Origin of the sequence: Flavobacterium enshiense (assembly GCF_040750275.1) — a bacterium.
GTDB classification, from domain to species: Bacteria; Bacteroidota; Bacteroidia; order Flavobacteriales; family Flavobacteriaceae; genus Flavobacterium; species Flavobacterium enshiense_B.
Window position 1 is genome coordinate 414,231 of the sequence record NZ_JBDOCV010000001.1, and the last position, 16,682, is coordinate 430,912.

Annotated in this window: 13 protein-coding genes; 11 read left to right on the plus strand and 2 right to left on the minus strand. The window is 38.9% G+C overall.

Features of this window, described 5'->3' with window-relative positions:
• Positions 1-30 precede the first annotated feature (30 nt).
• Positions 31-1,395 (plus strand): peptidylprolyl isomerase, encoded by a 1,365-nt coding sequence (locus ABGT15_RS01900; protein WP_367229878.1) that lies wholly within the window; start codon positions 31-33, stop codon positions 1,393-1,395.
• 76 nt (positions 1,396-1,471) lie between these two features.
• On the plus strand, positions 1,472-2,425 hold the full coding sequence (locus ABGT15_RS01905) for an AAA family ATPase (protein ID WP_367229714.1): 954 nt from the start codon (positions 1,472-1,474) through the stop codon (positions 2,423-2,425).
• Positions 2,426-2,459: 34 nt separating this feature from the next.
• Here the strand turns inward: ABGT15_RS01905 and ABGT15_RS01910 are convergent, their stop codons facing one another.
• On the minus strand, positions 2,460-3,416 hold the full coding sequence (locus ABGT15_RS01910; RefSeq protein ID WP_367229715.1) for a hypothetical protein: 957 nt from the start codon (positions 3,414-3,416) through the stop codon (positions 2,460-2,462).
• Positions 3,417-3,634: 218 nt separating this feature from the next.
• On the opposite strand from ABGT15_RS01910, the gene ABGT15_RS01915 reads away from it, so the two are divergent.
• From ABGT15_RS01915 to ABGT15_RS01935, 5 genes are all read left to right on the plus strand, one after another.
• Positions 3,635-4,747 (plus strand): acyltransferase family protein, encoded by a 1,113-nt coding sequence (locus ABGT15_RS01915; RefSeq protein WP_367229716.1) that lies wholly within the window; start codon positions 3,635-3,637, stop codon positions 4,745-4,747.
• Between the two features lie 270 nt (positions 4,748-5,017).
• On the plus strand, positions 5,018-7,789 hold the full coding sequence (locus ABGT15_RS01920) for a bifunctional aconitate hydratase 2/2-methylisocitrate dehydratase (protein ID WP_367229717.1): 2,772 nt from the start codon (positions 5,018-5,020) through the stop codon (positions 7,787-7,789).
• 125 nt (positions 7,790-7,914) lie between these two features.
• Positions 7,915-10,179 carry an aconitate hydratase gene (locus ABGT15_RS01925; protein WP_367229718.1) on the plus strand — a complete coding sequence of 755 codons (2,265 nt, stop codon included), beginning with the start codon at positions 7,915-7,917 and terminating at the stop codon, positions 10,177-10,179.
• A gap of 97 nt (positions 10,180-10,276) precedes the next feature.
• On the plus strand, positions 10,277-10,825 hold the full coding sequence (locus ABGT15_RS01930) for a TlpA family protein disulfide reductase (protein WP_367229719.1): 549 nt from the start codon (positions 10,277-10,279) through the stop codon (positions 10,823-10,825).
• 89 nt (positions 10,826-10,914) lie between these two features.
• The gene (locus ABGT15_RS01935) at positions 10,915-12,303 is read left to right on the plus strand and encodes a LysM peptidoglycan-binding domain-containing protein (RefSeq protein WP_367229720.1); all 1,389 of its coding nucleotides are present in this window, start codon (positions 10,915-10,917) and stop codon (positions 12,301-12,303) included.
• Here ABGT15_RS01935 and ABGT15_RS01940 read toward each other — a convergent pair.
• Positions 12,296-12,820: a GNAT family N-acetyltransferase gene (locus ABGT15_RS01940; RefSeq protein WP_367229721.1), complete on the minus strand. Its 525-nt coding sequence runs from the start codon at positions 12,818-12,820 to the stop codon at positions 12,296-12,298. The two genes, ABGT15_RS01935 and ABGT15_RS01940, sit on opposite strands and share 8 nt — an antisense overlap.
• A gap of 213 nt (positions 12,821-13,033) precedes the next feature.
• Here ABGT15_RS01940 and ABGT15_RS01945 point away from each other — a divergent pair, with 213 nt between their 5' ends.
• The 4 genes from ABGT15_RS01945 (at position 13,034) to ABGT15_RS01960 (ending at position 16,645) form a co-directional block, all read left to right on the plus strand.
• Positions 13,034-14,155, plus strand: a complete 1,122-nt coding sequence (locus tag ABGT15_RS01945; RefSeq protein ID WP_367229722.1) for a helix-turn-helix domain-containing protein — start codon at positions 13,034-13,036, stop codon at positions 14,153-14,155.
• 240 nt (positions 14,156-14,395) lie between these two features.
• Positions 14,396-14,950, plus strand: a complete 555-nt coding sequence (locus tag ABGT15_RS01950) for a DUF6134 family protein (RefSeq protein ID WP_367229723.1) — start codon at positions 14,396-14,398, stop codon at positions 14,948-14,950.
• A gap of 10 nt (positions 14,951-14,960) precedes the next feature.
• Entirely contained in the window at positions 14,961-15,647 is a 687-nt protein-coding gene (locus ABGT15_RS01955) for a CPBP family glutamic-type intramembrane protease (protein ID WP_367229724.1), read from the plus strand.
• Positions 15,644-16,645 (plus strand): NAD-dependent epimerase/dehydratase family protein, encoded by a 1,002-nt coding sequence (locus ABGT15_RS01960; protein WP_367229725.1) that lies wholly within the window; start codon positions 15,644-15,646, stop codon positions 16,643-16,645. The genes ABGT15_RS01955 and ABGT15_RS01960 overlap by 4 nt, the downstream gene beginning before the upstream one ends.
• Positions 16,646-16,682: the final 37 nt, after the last annotated feature.

Sequence of the window (16,682 nt, forward strand, 5' to 3'; positions counted from 1 at the left end):
GAAAACGGCTTAGGCTTTAAAAAAATGATGATGAAATTAATGAATACTAAAATTGCCCTGATTTTTACACTTTCAATTGTTTTTCTAACGAATATACAGGCACAACACAATGCAAAAAAGAAGATTGACGGCGTAATAGGTGTTGTTGGGGATTACGTAGTATTGGATTCGGATATTGATAAGACTTTTTTGGAGCTTCAGGCACAGGGAATGACCACAACCGGTATTACAAGATGTGAAATGTTAGGGAAACTTCTGGAAGATCGTTTGTATGCGCATCAGGCAATTCAGGATAGTATTGTGGTGTCAGATTCCGAAGTGAATGAATATATGAACGGCCAAATCGATCAGATGGTTGAGCAGGTTGGCGATATTGATAAAGTGGTTAAATACTACAACAAAAAGAATCTTGAAGAATTTAAGACGTACTTTTTCGATGTTGTAAAAATGAATAAATTAACGCAGCAAATGCAACGTAAAATTTTTGATGACGTTACGATTACTCCGGAAGAAGTGCGAACGTTTTTCAAGAGTATCCCAAAAGAAGAGTTGCCTGTTTTCGGTGCCGAAATGGAAGTGGCACAAATTGTTGTAAAGCCGGTAATTCCACAAGCAGAAAAACAAAAAGTAATAGATAAGCTGAGAGAAATTAAGAAAGAGGTTCAAGAAGGAGCCAGTTTTTTCAGTAGAGCCATAATTTACACGGAAGATAAAGCATCGGTTCCCAGCGGAGGATATTACAAATTGACTAAGAAAACGCAATTCGTGAAAGAGTTTAAGGATGTGGCATTCAGTTTACAGGAAGGTGAAATTTCGGAGCCTTTCGAAACAGAATTTGGTTACCACATTATTTATTTGGAGAAAATCCGTGGACAGGAATTGGATGTCCGACATATTTTGATGTCACCTAAAGTAACTCCGGAATCTTTGGCGGAGGCTAAAACTAAAATTGAAACGATCCGTAAGCGTATTGTAGACGGGGATATTTCTTTTGCCGATGCAGCAAAACAATACTCGGACGAAAAAGAGACTAGAAACAGTGGAGGTTTGTTAATGAATCCGAGAACTATGGAAACCCGTTTCGAGCTTACTAAAATGGATCCGTCGCTTTACAGTCAGGTTGCAGATTTGAAAGATAAAGAAGTTTCTTTACCTTTGGTAGATCAGGAGCAAAACGGTAATAAAAAATATAAGTTGATTACAGTTACCAATCGTTACGAAGAGCATACCGCTGATTTTTCAACGGATTATATGAAAATCAAAGAATTGGCTTTGAAAGAAAAACAGATAAAAGCGGTTGCCAAATGGACGGAAGAAAAAATTAAAGAAACGTACATTAAAATCAACGGCGAGTATAAAGAATGTACTTTTACCAGTAACTGGCTTAAGAAATAATTATAAATTATTGGTTTGTAAGAGGTTAATGTGTTTTTTTGATCTCATTATAACCCAAAACTCATAACTTTTAAAGATGTCGGACGTAGCAGCGATTCAAAATCTGGTAGAAAAACAAAAAGCGCTTAAGGCAGAAATAGCCAAAGTGATTGTGGGGCAGGAGGAAGTAGTTAATCAGATTGTATTAAGTATTTTTTCCGGAGGACACGCTTTGTTGGTCGGTGTGCCCGGATTGGCAAAAACCTTGATGGTGAATACCATTTCACAGGCTTTAGGTTTGGATTTTAAAAGAATTCAGTTTACACCGGATTTGATGCCATCCGATATTTTAGGAAGTGAAATTTTAGACGAAAGCCGTAATTTCAAATTCATTAAAGGGCCGATTTTTTCCAATATAATTTTGGCAGACGAGATCAATCGTACACCGCCTAAAACCCAGGCGGCACTTTTAGAGGCCATGCAGGAAAAAGCAGTTACTATTGCCGGACAGCATTATAAATTGGATTTGCCTTTCTTTGTATTGGCTACCCAAAACCCGATTGAGCAAGAAGGTACTTATCCGTTGCCGGAAGCGCAGTTAGACCGTTTTATGTTTGCGGTAAAGTTGGATTATCCGAGTTTTGCTGAAGAAGTTCAGGTGGTGAAATCGACAACTACGGATAATGACGTGAACGTAAATGCTCTTTTTGCAGCACAGGAAATTATCGATTTTCAGCATCTGATACGAAGAATTCCCGTAGCTGATAACGTAATTGAGTATGCCGTGACCTTAGTTTCCAAAACACGTCCGGATAATGCACTGAGTACAGATTTTATCAAGAATTATTTGGATTGGGGTGCAGGGCCGCGTGCTTCGCAAAATCTTATTCTGGCCGCTAAAACCAATGCTGCTCTTAATGGGAAATATTCTCCGGATATTGAAGATGTTCAGGCTGTGGCAACAGGGATCCTTCGCCATCGTATCATTAAAAACTACAAGGCTGATGCGGAAGGTATTTCGGAAGAAATGATTATTAAGAAATTATTCTAAATAAAAAAGACTCGATGATATCGGGTCTTTTATTTTATAACTTGTTCTGAATTTTCTCATCCAACTCCTTGTCGTAGAAAAATAAAAACATACTACCCATCATATCCTGTTCTGTTTTTGAAGTATTGTTGCAGGTCATGACCAGTTCGTATTCGTGATTTCCGTATAGCCAGATTCCTTTTTCGGAGCTGAAGGTTTCAATTTTTTCCAGACCGATTCGGTTTTTGTAATTCTTCACGTTACAAGTGAAAATCGTTTTATCGGTAGTCTTATCATAGATACTTATAGAAGTAGCAAACGGATGTACGTGTGGTGCCGAAAAGTGCAAACGCAGGCTGTCTTTTATTTGCAATTGCTCTTGAATGGAACTTCTGTAGGTTCTGGTGCCCTTTGGAATGACCCAATGTCCGGAAAGCATGTTGCCGGCTTTATCGCAATAGGTGTGATTTTTTGTTTCCACCGGAATACATTGATTGCTTGCCGTGTCCAGTGGCCCTTTAAACGGATCGTTTTTGTCAAACGGAAGTTGAATGTAAACCGTACGCGTCATTAGTGGTTTTTGTGATTTATTGTAGGCTTCGTATTTCACCCCGACTTCGTGCTTTACTTTCTTGAAAATTTTAGGCTGATTATGGTTAAGGGTTTGTGTGGTAATAAACAGAAAATCTTTCCCGATAATCGGAACGCCATATCCTTTTGGAAAATCGAAATGTTCCAGTCCGTGGGAAAGGGATGTCATTCTCGGATATTGCATGCCAATGCGGTCGTTCAGCTGCCAATAGGAATAGTATTGTGCATCATTGAGGTCTACATTCATGTGGCAAATGTAGTCGTTTGGCAATGCGTCATTTGTTGTGGCGTCTAGGGCTTTAACGTCAAAACCGGTAATCCATAGTAGTTTTTCAGAATTTTCTAATTGGATGTAACGCGAGGCTTTCGGACCTTCCATCGATTTGTAAATCCCGTCGATCACAAAAGTTGGCGAGAGCATTTTGTATTGCTGCCGGGTGTTGGTAATGGCCCAGTTGTTGTCGGCTAGGCCCGTTTTATGAAAAAGAAAGGTTTTGATTATCGCCTGATGTCGGTTCGATAAATTGCAATAGACCGTTATTCCAAAAACAGAGGAAAGTATAAAAGTAAAAAGTAAATATTTGTATATATTTGACCGATTGCGCATAGCCGATTGTATTCCAAACAAATGTACTATAAATGAAAGTAGAAAACCAAAAAACAGCCCGGATATTCGGACTGGATTTCGTTAGAGCAACGGCTATTTCTTTTGTGTTGTTTTCACATCTGTATTATGTAGCCGGGATTCAGAATCCCTTACTGATTTCGTTTAGTGGTTTATTCGGGTATGCCGGGGTGGAACTTTTTTTTGTGTTGAGCGGTTTTCTGATTGGTGGTATATTGTTGCGGATGTTTCAGAAAGATACAGTAACAGTTTCAGATGTTTTTATCTTTTTCAAACGCAGATGGTTCAGAACTTTGCCGTTGTATTATTTGGCTTTGCTGCTCAATGTTTTTCTTGCTGTTTGGTTAGGGTATTCGAAGGAGGGATTGTGGCGCTATTTTCTTTTTATTCAGAATTTCAATAAAAATGCCATCACTATCTTTCCGGAATCCTGGAGTTTGTCTGTGGAAGAATGGACGTATTTACTGATGCCGTCTTTGTTGTTTTTGGGTTGGAAGATTTTCAGAAGGAATATAAAACTGGGTTTTTTGTTGGTTTGTCTGCTGGTAGTTGTGTTGTCACATCTCTTGCGGTATGGTTATCTTTTGAGCGGTCGAACTTCAGATATGCTTGTTTGGAATACTGATTTTAAAGCGATTGTGGTGCTCCGGTTCGATGCCATTGTGATGGGTTTTTTGGTGGCTTGGATGCATTTTTATTACAAAGAAATTTTGAAGAAAATAGCGGTTTATTTGTTCATCGTTTCGGCCCATCTATTCGTCTTACAGTTTGTGGTGTTGAATCTCATGGGCGTGGATATTCTTTCGAGTGCTGTTTATTTTCATGTGTTCTATTTTACACTGTCTTCTTTAACGTTTGCGTTTGCGCTTCCTTTTTTTGCTTTTTGGACGGCTTCGGATAATTTTTTTGGACGTTTTATTACTTTTCTCAGTAAGATTTCCTATGCGGTCTATTTGGTGCATTATTCTATTATGAGTGTGGTCTTTAAGTTTTTTACGGATACTTTTGCACTTAAATTACCAACTGCAGTATTGGTCGTTGTTTATCTTTTTGTTACGCTTTCGGTTTCATTTTTGCTTTACAGGTTTTATGAAAAACCGATGATGGCTTTACGTGACAAATTTTAAAAACTGCCAAATTGTTAGTTTTGACTTCTGTTTTTTTCGAAATCGATAAAATATTTTTCAAAAATTAGGAATTCGTAAAATAATTAATCTTTTTATTGGTTTTGGTGAAATATATTCATTAAAATAGAATCTTTATAAATAATATTCTTTTGAAATTAATGAAATGCTAAATATTTTTTAATTTCGTTGGGATTGGTTAAATTTGTGCAACTTTTTAAAACAAACTAGTAATAGCATAGCCTTTCAAGGTTATGGTTAATAATATTGAAAATGAGTATTTATAAAGATTATCTTAAAGAGATTGAAGAGCGCAAAGAGCAGGGCCTTCATCCAAAACCAATCGATGGTGCAGAACTATTAAGTGAAATCATTGCGCAAATCAAAGATGTTAATAATGAATATAGAGCAGATTCTCTGAATTTCTTTATTTATAATGCGTTGCCGGGAACTACTCCTGCGGCTGGTGTTAAAGCTGAATTTTTAAAAGAAATTATTCTTGGAGAATCCCTAGTTAACGAAATTACTCCTGCTTTTGCATTTGAATTGTTGTCGCATATGAAAGGTGGTCCTTCCATCGAAGTATTGCTTGATTTAGCTTTAGGGAATGATGCTGCGATTGCAAAAGAAGCTGCCGATGTGCTTAAAACACAAGTTTTTCTTTACGATGCAGACACCGCTCGTTTGAAAGAAGCGTTCCAAGCGGGTAACGCTATTGCAAAAGAAATCCTTGAAAGTTACGCCAAAGCGGAATTCTTTACAAAACTTCCGGAAGTTGCTGAAGAAATTAAAGTGGTTACCTATATCGCAGGTGAAGGTGACATTTCAACCGATTTGCTTTCTCCAGGTAACCAAGCACACTCGCGTTCTGATCGTGAATTGCACGGAAAATGTATGATCACGCCTCAGGCACAAGAAGAAATTAAAGCCTTGCAAGCGCAACATCCCGATGCAAGTGTGATGTTAATTGCCGAAAAAGGTACGATGGGTGTAGGTTCTTCTCGTATGTCAGGTGTAAACAATGTGGCACTTTGGACAGGAAAGCAAGCCAGTCCATATGTTCCGTTTGTAAATATCGCTCCGATTGTTGGAGGAACAAATGGTATTTCACCAATTTTCTTAACAACTGTGGATGTTACCGGAGGTATTGGTCTTGACCTTAAAAACTGGGTGAAGAAAACAGATGCAAATGGAGAATTGGTTCGTAACGAAAATGGTGAACCTGTTTTGGAACAAGCGTATTCTGTAGCTACAGGAACGGTTCTTACCATTAATACAAAAACAAAAAAATTATACAACGGAGATAAAGAATTGATCGACATTGCTAAGGCATTTACGCCTCAGAAAATGGAATTTATCAAAGCGGGTGGATCCTATGCAATTGTGTTCGGTAAAAAAATCCAAACTTTTGCAGCAGAAACTCTTGGGGTTCAAGCCCCGGTTGTATTTGCGCCTTCAAAAGAGGTTTCTCATGAAGGTCAAGGCTTAACGGCTGTGGAGAAGATTTTCAACAGAAATGCCGTTGGGAATACACCGGGAAAAGTATTGCACGCCGGATCTGATGTTCGTGTAGAAGTTAACATTGTAGGTTCACAAGATACTACTGGACTAATGACGGCTCAGGAATTGGAATCTATGGCGGCTACCGTAATTTCGCCAATCGTTGACGGGGCATACCAATCGGGTTGTCACACGGCTTCGGTTTGGGATAAAAAAGCACAAACGAATATTCCGAAATTAATGAAATTCATGAACGATTTCGGCCTTATCACAGCGCGTGACCCGAAAGGTGTTTACCATTCCATGACCGATGTAATCCATAAAGTACTTAACGATATCACTATCGACGAGTGGGCAATCATCATCGGTGGAGACTCGCATACCAGAATGTCAAAAGGGGTAGCTTTCGGTGCCGATTCAGGAACCGTTGCTCTTGCTTTAGCTACTGGAGAAGCTTCTATGCCAATTCCAGAGTCAGTAAAAGTAACTTTCAAAGGCGATATGAAAGGTTATATGGATTTCCGTGATGTAGTTCACGCTACGCAATCTCAAATGCTTAAGCAATTTGGCGGTGAAAACGTATTCCAGGGTAGAATTATCGAGGTGCATATCGGTACCCTTACTGCCGACCAGGCCTTTACTTTTACAGATTGGACTGCGGAAATGAAAGCCAAAGCTTCGATCTGTATTTCTGAAGATGCTACCTTGATCGAATCCTTAGAGATTGCAAAAGGAAGAATCCAGATCATGATCGACAAAGGCATGGATAACGCGAAACAAGTGTTGAAAGGCTTAATCGACAAAGCAAACAAGCGTATTGCTGAAATTAAATCCGGTGAAAAACCAGCCTTGACTCCAGATGCTAATGCTAAATATTATGCAGAAGTTGTGGTGGATTTAGATCAAATCGCCGAGCCGATGATCGCCGATCCGGATGTAAACAATGCCGATGTTTCTAAACGATATACTCACGATACAATCCGACCGCTTTCGTTCTACGGTGGCGTGAAAAAAGTAGATCTTGGATTTATCGGATCTTGTATGGTTCACAAAGGCGACATGAAAATTTTGGCGCAAATGCTTAAGAACGTGGAAGCGCAAAAAGGAGAAGTTAAATTTAACGCGCCATTGGTTGTTGCTCCACCAACATACAACATCGTAGACGAATTGAAAGCTGAGGGCGACTGGGAAGTTTTGCAAAGATACTCCGGTTTCGAATTTAACGACGATGCACCAAAAGGAGCTGCGCGTACTGAATACGAAAACATGTTGTACTTAGAGCGTCCGGGTTGTAACCTTTGTATGGGTAACCAGGAAAAAGCAGCAAAAGGAGATACAGTTATGGCAACTTCTACGCGTCTTTTCCAAGGTCGTGTAGTGGAAGATTCTGCAGAGAAAAAAGGAGAATCGTTGCTTTCATCTACTCCGGTTGTAGTATTGTCTACAATTCTTGGTAGAACACCAACAATGGAAGAATATACTGCTGCCGTAGAAGGGATCAACTTGACTAAGTTCGCGCCTTCTCACAAACTGTTAGCAAAATAATCATACGATTAGTTGATTGAAATTCAAAAGTCTAAGTTTATTACTTAGGCTTTTTTTATTCTAGCTAATCTATTTTTTCGTAAATTGTATGATTAAAATAACAACAACATAATTATTTAAATAGTATGGCTTTTGATATAGAAATGATCGAAAAAGTTTACGCGACTATGGCTTCTCGTGTAGACAAAGCACGTGAATTGGTGGGACGTCCGCTTACTTTGTCGGAAAAGATTTTGTATTCTCACTTATGGGAAGGAACTCCTTCTCAAGCATTTACAAGAGGTAAAGATTATGTAGATTTTGCTCCGGACAGAGTAGCTTGTCAGGATGCCACGGCACAGATGGCGTTATTGCAGTTCATGCATGCAGGTAAAAGCAAAGTGGCTGTTCCAACAACGGTACACTGTGACCACTTGATTCAGGCGAAAGTTGGGGCAGCTACAGATTTGCAAGTAGCCAATACACAGTCGAAAGAAGTTTTCGATTTTCTGTCTTCGGTATCGAATAAATACGGAATCGGATTCTGGAAACCAGGTTCAGGGATTATTCACCAAATTGTATTGGAGAATTATGCCTTCCCCGGAGGAATGATGATTGGAACAGACTCACACACGGTGAATGCCGGCGGGTTAGGAATGTTGGCTATCGGAGTTGGTGGTGCCGATGCCGTAGATGTAATGTCCGGTATGTCTTGGGAACTAAAATTTCCGAAACTGATCGGGGTTAAATTGACTGGAAAATTAAACGGATGGACGGCTCCAAAAGACGTTATCCTTAAAGTGGCCGATATCCTTACAGTAAAAGGAGGAACGGGCGCTATTGTGGAATATTTCGGTGAAGGTGCCGAGTCAATGTCGTGTACGGGAAAAGGAACCATCTGTAATATGGGTGCGGAAATCGGAGCAACGACTTCCACTTTCGGTTACGATGATTCCATGAGACGCTATTTAGCGGCTACCGGTCGTCAGGATGTGGTAAACGCAGCCGATAGAGTAGCATCTTATTTAACTGCCGATGCTGAGGTTTATGCTAATCCAGAACAATATTTTGATCAATTAATCGAAATCAATTTATCCGAATTAGAGCCACACATCAATGGACCTTTTACACCAGACAGAGGAACTCCTGTTTCTAAAATGAAAGCGGAGGCAGCAGCTAACGGGTGGCCCATAAAAATAGAGTGGGGCTTGATAGGGTCGTGTACGAACTCTTCCTATGAAGATATGTCCAGAGCGGCATCGATTGTTGAACAAGCAGTTGCGCACGGCATCACTCCCAAAGCGGAATTCGGGATCAACCCGGGTTCGGAACAAATCCGTTATACGATTGAGCGAGATGGTATCATTGCGACGTTCGAGAAAATGGGAACCAAAGTGTTTACGAATGCTTGTGGGCCTTGTATCGGACAATGGGACAGAGCAGGAGCCGATAAACAGGAAAAAAACACGATCGTTCATTCCTTCAACCGTAATTTCTCCAAAAGAGCGGACGGTAATCCGAACACCCACGCTTTTGTAACCTCTCCGGAAATGGTAGCGGCTTTAGCAATTTCCGGTCGTTTGGATTTCAACCCTATTACTGATACGTTGTTAAATGATAAAGGAGAAGAAGTGCGATTACAGGCGCCGGTAGGGGATGAATTACCAACCAAAGGATTTGATGTGGAAGATGCCGGTTTCCAGGCACCTGCTGCTGATGGTTCTTCCGTTCAGGTCGTGGTTTCTCCAACTTCGGATCGTTTACAATTGTTAGCGCCTTTCCCTGCATGGGACGGTCAAAATATAACAGGCGCAAAATTGTTGATCAAAGCTTTCGGAAAATGCACTACTGATCACATTTCTATGGCAGGTCCTTGGTTGCGTTTTCGCGGTCACTTGGATAATATTTCCAACAACATGCTTATTGGTGCCGAAAATGCTTTCAACGCAAAAGCGAATTCTGTGAAAAACCAGTTAACAGGTGCTTACGACGAGGTGCCCAAAGTACAAAGAGCTTATAAAGCGGCTGGGATTTCATCGATCGTGGTGGGTGATCATAACTATGGAGAAGGTTCTTCCCGTGAGCATGCGGCGATGGAACCTCGTTTTTTAGGAGTGAAAGCGGTATTGGTGAAATCGTTCGCGCGTATCCATGAAACCAACCTGAAAAAGCAAGGAATGTTAGCGTTAACCTTTGCTAACGAAGCTGATTATGATAAAATCCAGGAAAACGATACGATCAACTTTTTGGACTTGACTGAATTTGCACCTGGAAAACCATTAACGTTAGAATTTATCCATGCGGATGGTTCTAAAGATGTAATCATAGCAAATCACACGTACAACGAAGGTCAGATTGGTTGGTTTATTGCTGGCTCGGCTTTGAACTTGATTGCGGCTGGTAAAGCGTAATTTTGTAAAAATAGTCACAAAAAAACGTCCCTTGCAAGGGACGTTTTTTGTTGAAACAAATGAGAAGTTTTATATTTACAGTCTTAATAAAAAAATAATGAAAAGAGTCCTACTTATAAGTGTTATTGCCATTGCTGTTATTACATTTTTTATGCGTGAAAAAATTCAGGATGCGTTTTTCGGTTCCGATTTGCCTGAGCCAACTTCAATTGCTTTTGAAAAACAAGTTCCTATATTTTCGTATAACTGGAGGCTGATAGGGTCAAAAGGAACCGTCATGTCTTTTGTTGAATATATGAACAGAAATGTGATTGTTAATTACTGGTCACCAAATTCTAAGGAATCTGTGGAGGAGCTTAAACAGTGGGCAAAACTGTATGACGATTATAAAAATGATATTTATTTCATCTTTGTTACTAAAGATTCGCAACAGGATGTCAATAAATTTTTGAAGGAAAAGGGTTATGTGTTTCCGGTTTTTTATTCGGGAAGCACGCCTTTAAAAACTATTGTACTTGAGAAAGCACCAAGAACGTACCTTATTACAAAAAGTGGTCGGGTAACGGTTGATCATTCCGGAGTAGCCAATTGGAATTCGGAGAACTTCAGAAAATTGCTGGATGATATCATAAAACAAAATAAATAGTTAAAAAACTCCCGCTTCTGTCGGGAGTTTTTTATCTTGCCCAACGTTACGCAAATTGCCATCCAAATTCTTTTACAATTTATAAGCAGATGAAATTTTTCAGATTATTTACAGTGTTTTTTTTGTTTCTTTCAACCGCTGCCTTGTCACAGGAGAAAATTAAGCATTCCGTGGTAAGTGGTGAATCGGTTTACAGTATTGCAAAAAAATACAATGTCACTGAAGCTGAAATTTTCGAAATGAACCCCAAAGCAAAAGGATTGTTGCAATTGGATATGGTGCTTTTCATTCCTAAAACTTCCAAGAAAAAAACAGAAGAGAAGAAATCGAAGGTTGTGCCTAAAGGACCTTCTCATAAGGTAGAGCCTGGCGAATCACTGTATACCATTGCCAAAAAGTACGACACTTCTATTGATAAAATCCGCGAAGCCAATCCGCAATTAGATTCGGATAATCTACAGTTGGGTGAGTTGTTAGCATTGCCAAAAGGTGTGAAAAAACAAGCTGAGGAAAAATTATCAAAAGCTGAAAATACTAAAATCATCAAGCAGCAAGGTAAGTTGCAGAAACACGTTGTGGCTTCAGGAGAATCATTTTATGTAATTGCTAAAAAATACAATGTATCCGTAGACGATTTGAAAAAAGCCAATCCACAAGTGGAAAATAACAAATTAGATGTTAAAGATGTAGTATTTATTCCGGGTACTGAAGAGGTTGTGTCTAACGAGAAAAAAGCAAAAACAGAACGTAAGAAGGATATTGAAAACAGTAAAAAAGAGGAAATCATCCCGGTAGCAGATGATCAAACAGCAATGTCAGTGATGCATGAAGTGTTGTCTAAAGAAACGAAATATGGTATTTCAAAACGTTACGGAATAACCATCGCAGAGCTGGAAAGATTAAATCCGCAGATTGTAAACGGTTTAGACGTTGGGCAGCATCTCACGATTAGAGGCGTTTCCAAAAATGAAGAAGTAAAAACTATTGTTAAGGAGGTTGTTGCTTCCGATGATACTAAAGATATGGCTTCAACGTCCGATGAAACTGTTGCGGAAACTAAAGTTGACGTATTGCCATTATCCGCAGATGCTGCCATGAAAGCCGACTTTTTAATTGCTAAAGCTTCGGAGAATCTGGGAGTGCGTTACCGTGGTGGGGGTACTGACAGAAACGGTTTTGACTGCTCTGGATTAATGTTTACAACTTTCAGGAATATTGAAATGACTTTGCCAAGATCTTCTTCAGATATGGCAGCTAATTCCGGTGTTAAAATAGATCGTAGTCAGGCACAAAAAGGGGACTTGATTTTCTTTGCTACTCGTGGAAGGTGGGTAGGCCATGTAGGCATGGTTACAGAAGTATTGGAAGATGAAATTAAATTTATTCATTCCTCCACCAGTTCAGGAGTAATTATTTCCTCTACTAAAGAGCCGTATTATGCAAAACGTTTTGTGCAGATAAACAGAGTACTCAACTAGTCCAGTTTTGTTTTTCTATTACATATTCAAAATTCAACCGATCCGGCTCTCCGTGATACGCAACGACTACTTCACGCACTTTTTCAGCGCCAATTTTTTCAATGGCCTTTTGGGAACGGATGTTTTGCGCCCCGATGTGAAAGTACACTTTATCCACAAACTGAAAAATGTAGTCCAGCATCATTTTTTTTACGACAGCATTGCATTGTGATCCCCAATAACTTCTGCTGTAAAAGGTGTAACCGATAAATATGCTTTTGTTGTCTTCGTCATAATTATAAAAGCGGGTACTGCCAATTGCTGTATTGTTTCTTTTGTCCAAAATTAAAAAAGCACCTTTAGAGACAATCGCTCCTTCGAAAAAAGTTTGGAAAACTGCACTTTTGTAGCGGTCTTTGTTGGGATGTTGTTCCCAAATAAGCGGATCGGAAGCTACCTTGAAAAGTGTTTCAAAGTCGTTTTCTTCCAGGGGGAGCAATTTTAAAATGTCATTTTCTATAATAAGTTGCAGTTTCATTTTTTTATATGGTTTCTGATGTAAAAATACACATATGCATTCAGAAGTTATCATTTTTCTCTTTTGATTGACACGAATTGGAATGGTTTTTATGTTAAAATTTGTAAAAAAAATATTAAATTTAATGTTTCAAAAAGACGTGTAGCTTTGTGATGTAGACGTTGTATTGTAGCAACGATAAATAAGAATTGGGGTCTAACTAAACGAATTAGAATGAAACAATTTTTCGATTTTCTAATGATTTCAGGAGTTATACTCGGCATTGTATTTATCATTGCGACACAATGCTCGAAGAACGGAAGAGAGAAAACCATCATCTTCCTGAATCTCGTTGTGACGTTCTTAATGCTTAATAATTTTCAGGCTTTTTTACTGGAGACGGTTTTTGAACATGCCCCCTTTTTTATACAACGGTTGCAAATTCCATGGTATGTACTCATTCTGCCGTCGTTCTATGCTTTTTTGATTTATTATTTGAGGATTGAGGGAAAATTACAATCCTTTACCAAAATTTCCGTAAGTCTTTTTGTTTTGCAACTCCTGATACGTCTTGCTCTTTTGCCTTATTTTAATGATGACGAAAAAAAACTGCTCATCGGTAGGTATGTTCAAATTGAGGAAATCGTCAATGCGTCCTATTCTGTTTTTCTTTTTGTAAAATCGATAGTACTGTTGTTTAAATGTTCCGAATTGTATCAGGCTGTACTGACTTTTGACAGCTTGCGATGGCTTAAAAATTTCATATTCCTGGGTGGTTTGGTGATGCTGATGTGGATTTGTGCCATTTTGTTAAATCTGGATAAGGCAATGCATCCGGAACTGTATATTTATTATCCGTTGCGTTTGAGCAGTACTGTTTTGTTGTATTGGATCTGTTATCAGGGATTTTATAGCTATTCGTTAATGTCCGAAAGGATAAAACTCAGAGAGGCCATCGCAATTGAGGAGAAGGATAAAAACATGGTTGAGAGCCACGTGTATTCAGAAGACAATAAATTTGAAAGGGTAAAAAATCACATCGAGAAAAACAAACGGTATCTGGATCCTTCTTTCAGTCTGGAAAAATTATCGTCAGAAGTAGATATGAGTGTCAGTACTTTATCGCATTTGATTAATCAAGAAAGTGGTTATAATTTTTCGGATTATATCAACTTTATGCGGGTAAAAAAAGTCAAAAAATATCTAACAAAACCCGATTACGCTTCCTATACTATTGTAGCCATCGGTCTGGAATGTGGCTTTAATTCCAAATCGGCTTTTTATACGGCCTTTAAAAAATTTACTTCTGTAACGCCTTCTGCCTTCAAAGAACAGCAATTCACACAGGTGTCTTGATTTTTGCAATTTGTCCTGATTTCTGCAAAGCCTATAATCACGGATATTCCTCCTGTTTTAGCGACCTAATTTTGGGGTATAATTTAAAATCCCAAAGTCATGTTGTTTCTAATTTGTTACACACTGCTCAAGAGGTATTCGAAAGGCAGAAAGCATGCAGGCATAAAAGCCGCCGAATTTTTTAATGCATGCGCCACCCGGTTGTCGGCAAATTTTTTCACAAGATTTGTAGTATTCCTAATGCCTTTAATGGTATTCTCGCAAGCGTCCTTATACAATTATAAAATTGTGTATAAAGGCGATAATATTGGTTGGATGAAACTGGAAAAATCTACCGAAGGCCATAAATCAGATTTGTCTTTGTTGTCTGAAATTAAAACAAGATTGGTCGTGCCGGTTAACATCTATTTAAAAGAACAATCCACTTTTGAAAACGGAAAACTGATTTTTTCTTCCCAGTTAAGAAAAACCAATGGGAAAGTGAAAACAGACAAGCAAACCAAATTGGTAAACAATAAATATGAAATGGTTGAAAACGGTATTCGGAACACTCTTTCGCATCCTGCCATCAATACCAATTTGCTGTCCCTGTTTTTTGAAGAACCTGTAGCTGCAAATCTGGTCTACAGTGAAAAACAACAGCGGTTTCTGAGAATTGTCAAAACTAACGACGGCGGTTATCAGTTGAAATTTCCTAACGGCAATAAAAATTGTTTTTATTACTCCAAGGGGATTTGTACCAAAATCAAAGTAGAGCATAATTTATATGCCGTGGAAGTCATTCTAACCCCTTAAGTCAGGAATCATGAAAACTGAAATCTTACTTTGTCTTTTTACCTACTCTGCATTTTTTGCATTGAGCTGGAAAAGCCATAAAGGCGGCTACCTCAAATTGTTTAATGAGTTTGGCGGTTTTACTACACGGCCATTTCAATTAATCGGAAACCATCTTGCAGGTGTAATCGTGTTGGGCGTTCTTCCTTTAGTGTTGTTTAAAAAGGATGTTGCAGCATTATTGGAATCCGACGCTTCTGGAAATGCAAACACTATTTTGATGGGGATGATTTTCTTCTCACTGTTGATTTTCACTGCAATTTGGCAAGGTAAAAAGGTTGGTGAACGTATAAAAAACATCGAGACTCATGAAATAACATTAACAGTGAAGCCGTTGGTCGCCTATTTTGTAGCCCGATTTCTTTTTCTGATTGCGTACGAATTTTGGTTCCGCGGGTTATTGTTGTTTTACTGTGTCAATTGGTTAGGCGTTGTACCGGCTCTGGTTGTTAATTTGGTTTTGTATGTTTTAGTGCATGTTTTTAGTGGAACGAAAGAAATGCTTGCCTGCGTTCCTTTTGGTTTACTGGTTTGCTTTTTCAGTTTGGCATTTCACTCTTTCTGGCCGGCTGTATTGTTTCATGTTGGGTTTTCATTTGCTTATGAAGGCGCATTGCTACGAAGTCTTTTGCGAAATTTTAAAATTCAATTGTCATGAAAGTTTTTGTTACCGGAGCCACCGGTTATTTAGGAAATACGTTAGCTCATGCTTTAGCCGATGAAGGAAATGAAGTTCATGCCTTGGTGCGTTCAGAAGCGGCAAAAAGTATTTTACAGCATCCTAATATCCGTCTTTTTAGAGGTGATTTATCGGATAAAGAAGTTTTAATAATGGCTATGAAAGGATGCGAGCAGGTGTATCATACGGCGGCCAAAGTAGGTGTGTGTATTGATAACTATAAAGAATTCTATCAAGTCAATGTGGAAGGAACCCGTAATGTACTTTATACGGCTTTAAGGACTGGTGTTGAAAAAGCGGTGTTTACCAGTACCTGCGGTGTGATTGGTCCATCAGAAAAAGAACCTTTGAATGAGGCGAGTGTCCGAATGATTGCAATAGACAATGCGTACGATGCCACTAAAAAAGCCAGTGAGGATTTGATTTTTGAGCATGCAGCCAAAGGTTTTGACGCCATTGTGGTCAGTCCTTGTAAAATATACGGTCCCGGAACTATTTCACATGCATTGACTGCTAATTCCGTGATAACGATGTTTTTGAAAAAAGGATTTACAATTGTTCCAGGCTCAGGTGATTATAAAGTGTGCTTCGCATTTGTTGCTGATATCGTAAACGGACATTTATTAGCGATGAGAAAAGGAAGAAGCGGAGAGAAATATATTTTGGGCGGTTGCAATGTTTCTTATCAGCAGTTTTTCTCAACACTTAGGGAAATTGCTGCAACACAAAGTCAGATCATATCGCTTTCAAAGAACACTTTTAAAGCACTCGCCTTTTTACAATGGGCTGTTTATAAAACTTTTGGGAATCGGCCTTTTTTTACGTCACAATCGGTTGATTACCTTTTTCATAATTATGTGTTTTCAAGTGATAAGGCTATTCGGGAATTAGGCTATCAGATTACCCCTTTGCGAGAAGGGCTTGAGCAGACCGTTTCTTATTTGCACTCTGCCCATTTGCAAGAGGTTGTAAAATAAATTGGCTGTATCAGGTTAATAGGTTTAAAATAAAATT

Excerpts from the sequence above, each read along its gene's own strand:
- ABGT15_RS01955 (WP_367229724.1), top strand. The coding sequence starts at position 14,961 with ATGAAAACTGAAATCTTACTTTGTCTTTTTACCTACTCTGCATTTTTT.
- ABGT15_RS01940 (WP_367229721.1), bottom strand. The coding sequence starts at position 12,820 with ATGAAACTGCAACTTATTATAGAAAATGACATTTTAAAATTGCTCCCC.
- ABGT15_RS01960 (WP_367229725.1), top strand. The coding sequence starts at position 15,644 with ATGAAAGTTTTTGTTACCGGAGCCACCGGTTATTTAGGAAATACGTTA.
- ABGT15_RS01910 (WP_367229715.1), bottom strand. The coding sequence starts at position 3,416 with ATGCTCTCGCCAACTTTTGTGATCGACGGGATTTACAAATCGATGGAA.
- ABGT15_RS01900 (WP_367229878.1), top strand. The coding sequence starts at position 31 with ATGAAATTAATGAATACTAAAATTGCCCTGATTTTTACACTTTCAATT.
- ABGT15_RS01915 (WP_367229716.1), top strand. The coding sequence starts at position 3,635 with ATGAAAGTAGAAAACCAAAAAACAGCCCGGATATTCGGACTGGATTTC.
- ABGT15_RS01945 (WP_367229722.1), top strand. The coding sequence starts at position 13,034 with ATGAAACAATTTTTCGATTTTCTAATGATTTCAGGAGTTATACTCGGC.
- ABGT15_RS01930 (WP_367229719.1), top strand. The coding sequence starts at position 10,277 with ATGAAAAGAGTCCTACTTATAAGTGTTATTGCCATTGCTGTTATTACA.
- ABGT15_RS01905 (WP_367229714.1), top strand. The coding sequence starts at position 1,472 with ATGTCGGACGTAGCAGCGATTCAAAATCTGGTAGAAAAACAAAAAGCG.
- ABGT15_RS01935 (WP_367229720.1), top strand. The coding sequence starts at position 10,915 with ATGAAATTTTTCAGATTATTTACAGTGTTTTTTTTGTTTCTTTCAACC.
- ABGT15_RS01920 (WP_367229717.1), top strand. The coding sequence starts at position 5,018 with ATGAGTATTTATAAAGATTATCTTAAAGAGATTGAAGAGCGCAAAGAG.
- ABGT15_RS01925 (WP_367229718.1), top strand. The coding sequence starts at position 7,915 with ATGGCTTTTGATATAGAAATGATCGAAAAAGTTTACGCGACTATGGCT.
- ABGT15_RS01950 (WP_367229723.1), top strand. The coding sequence starts at position 14,396 with ATGCCTTTAATGGTATTCTCGCAAGCGTCCTTATACAATTATAAAATT.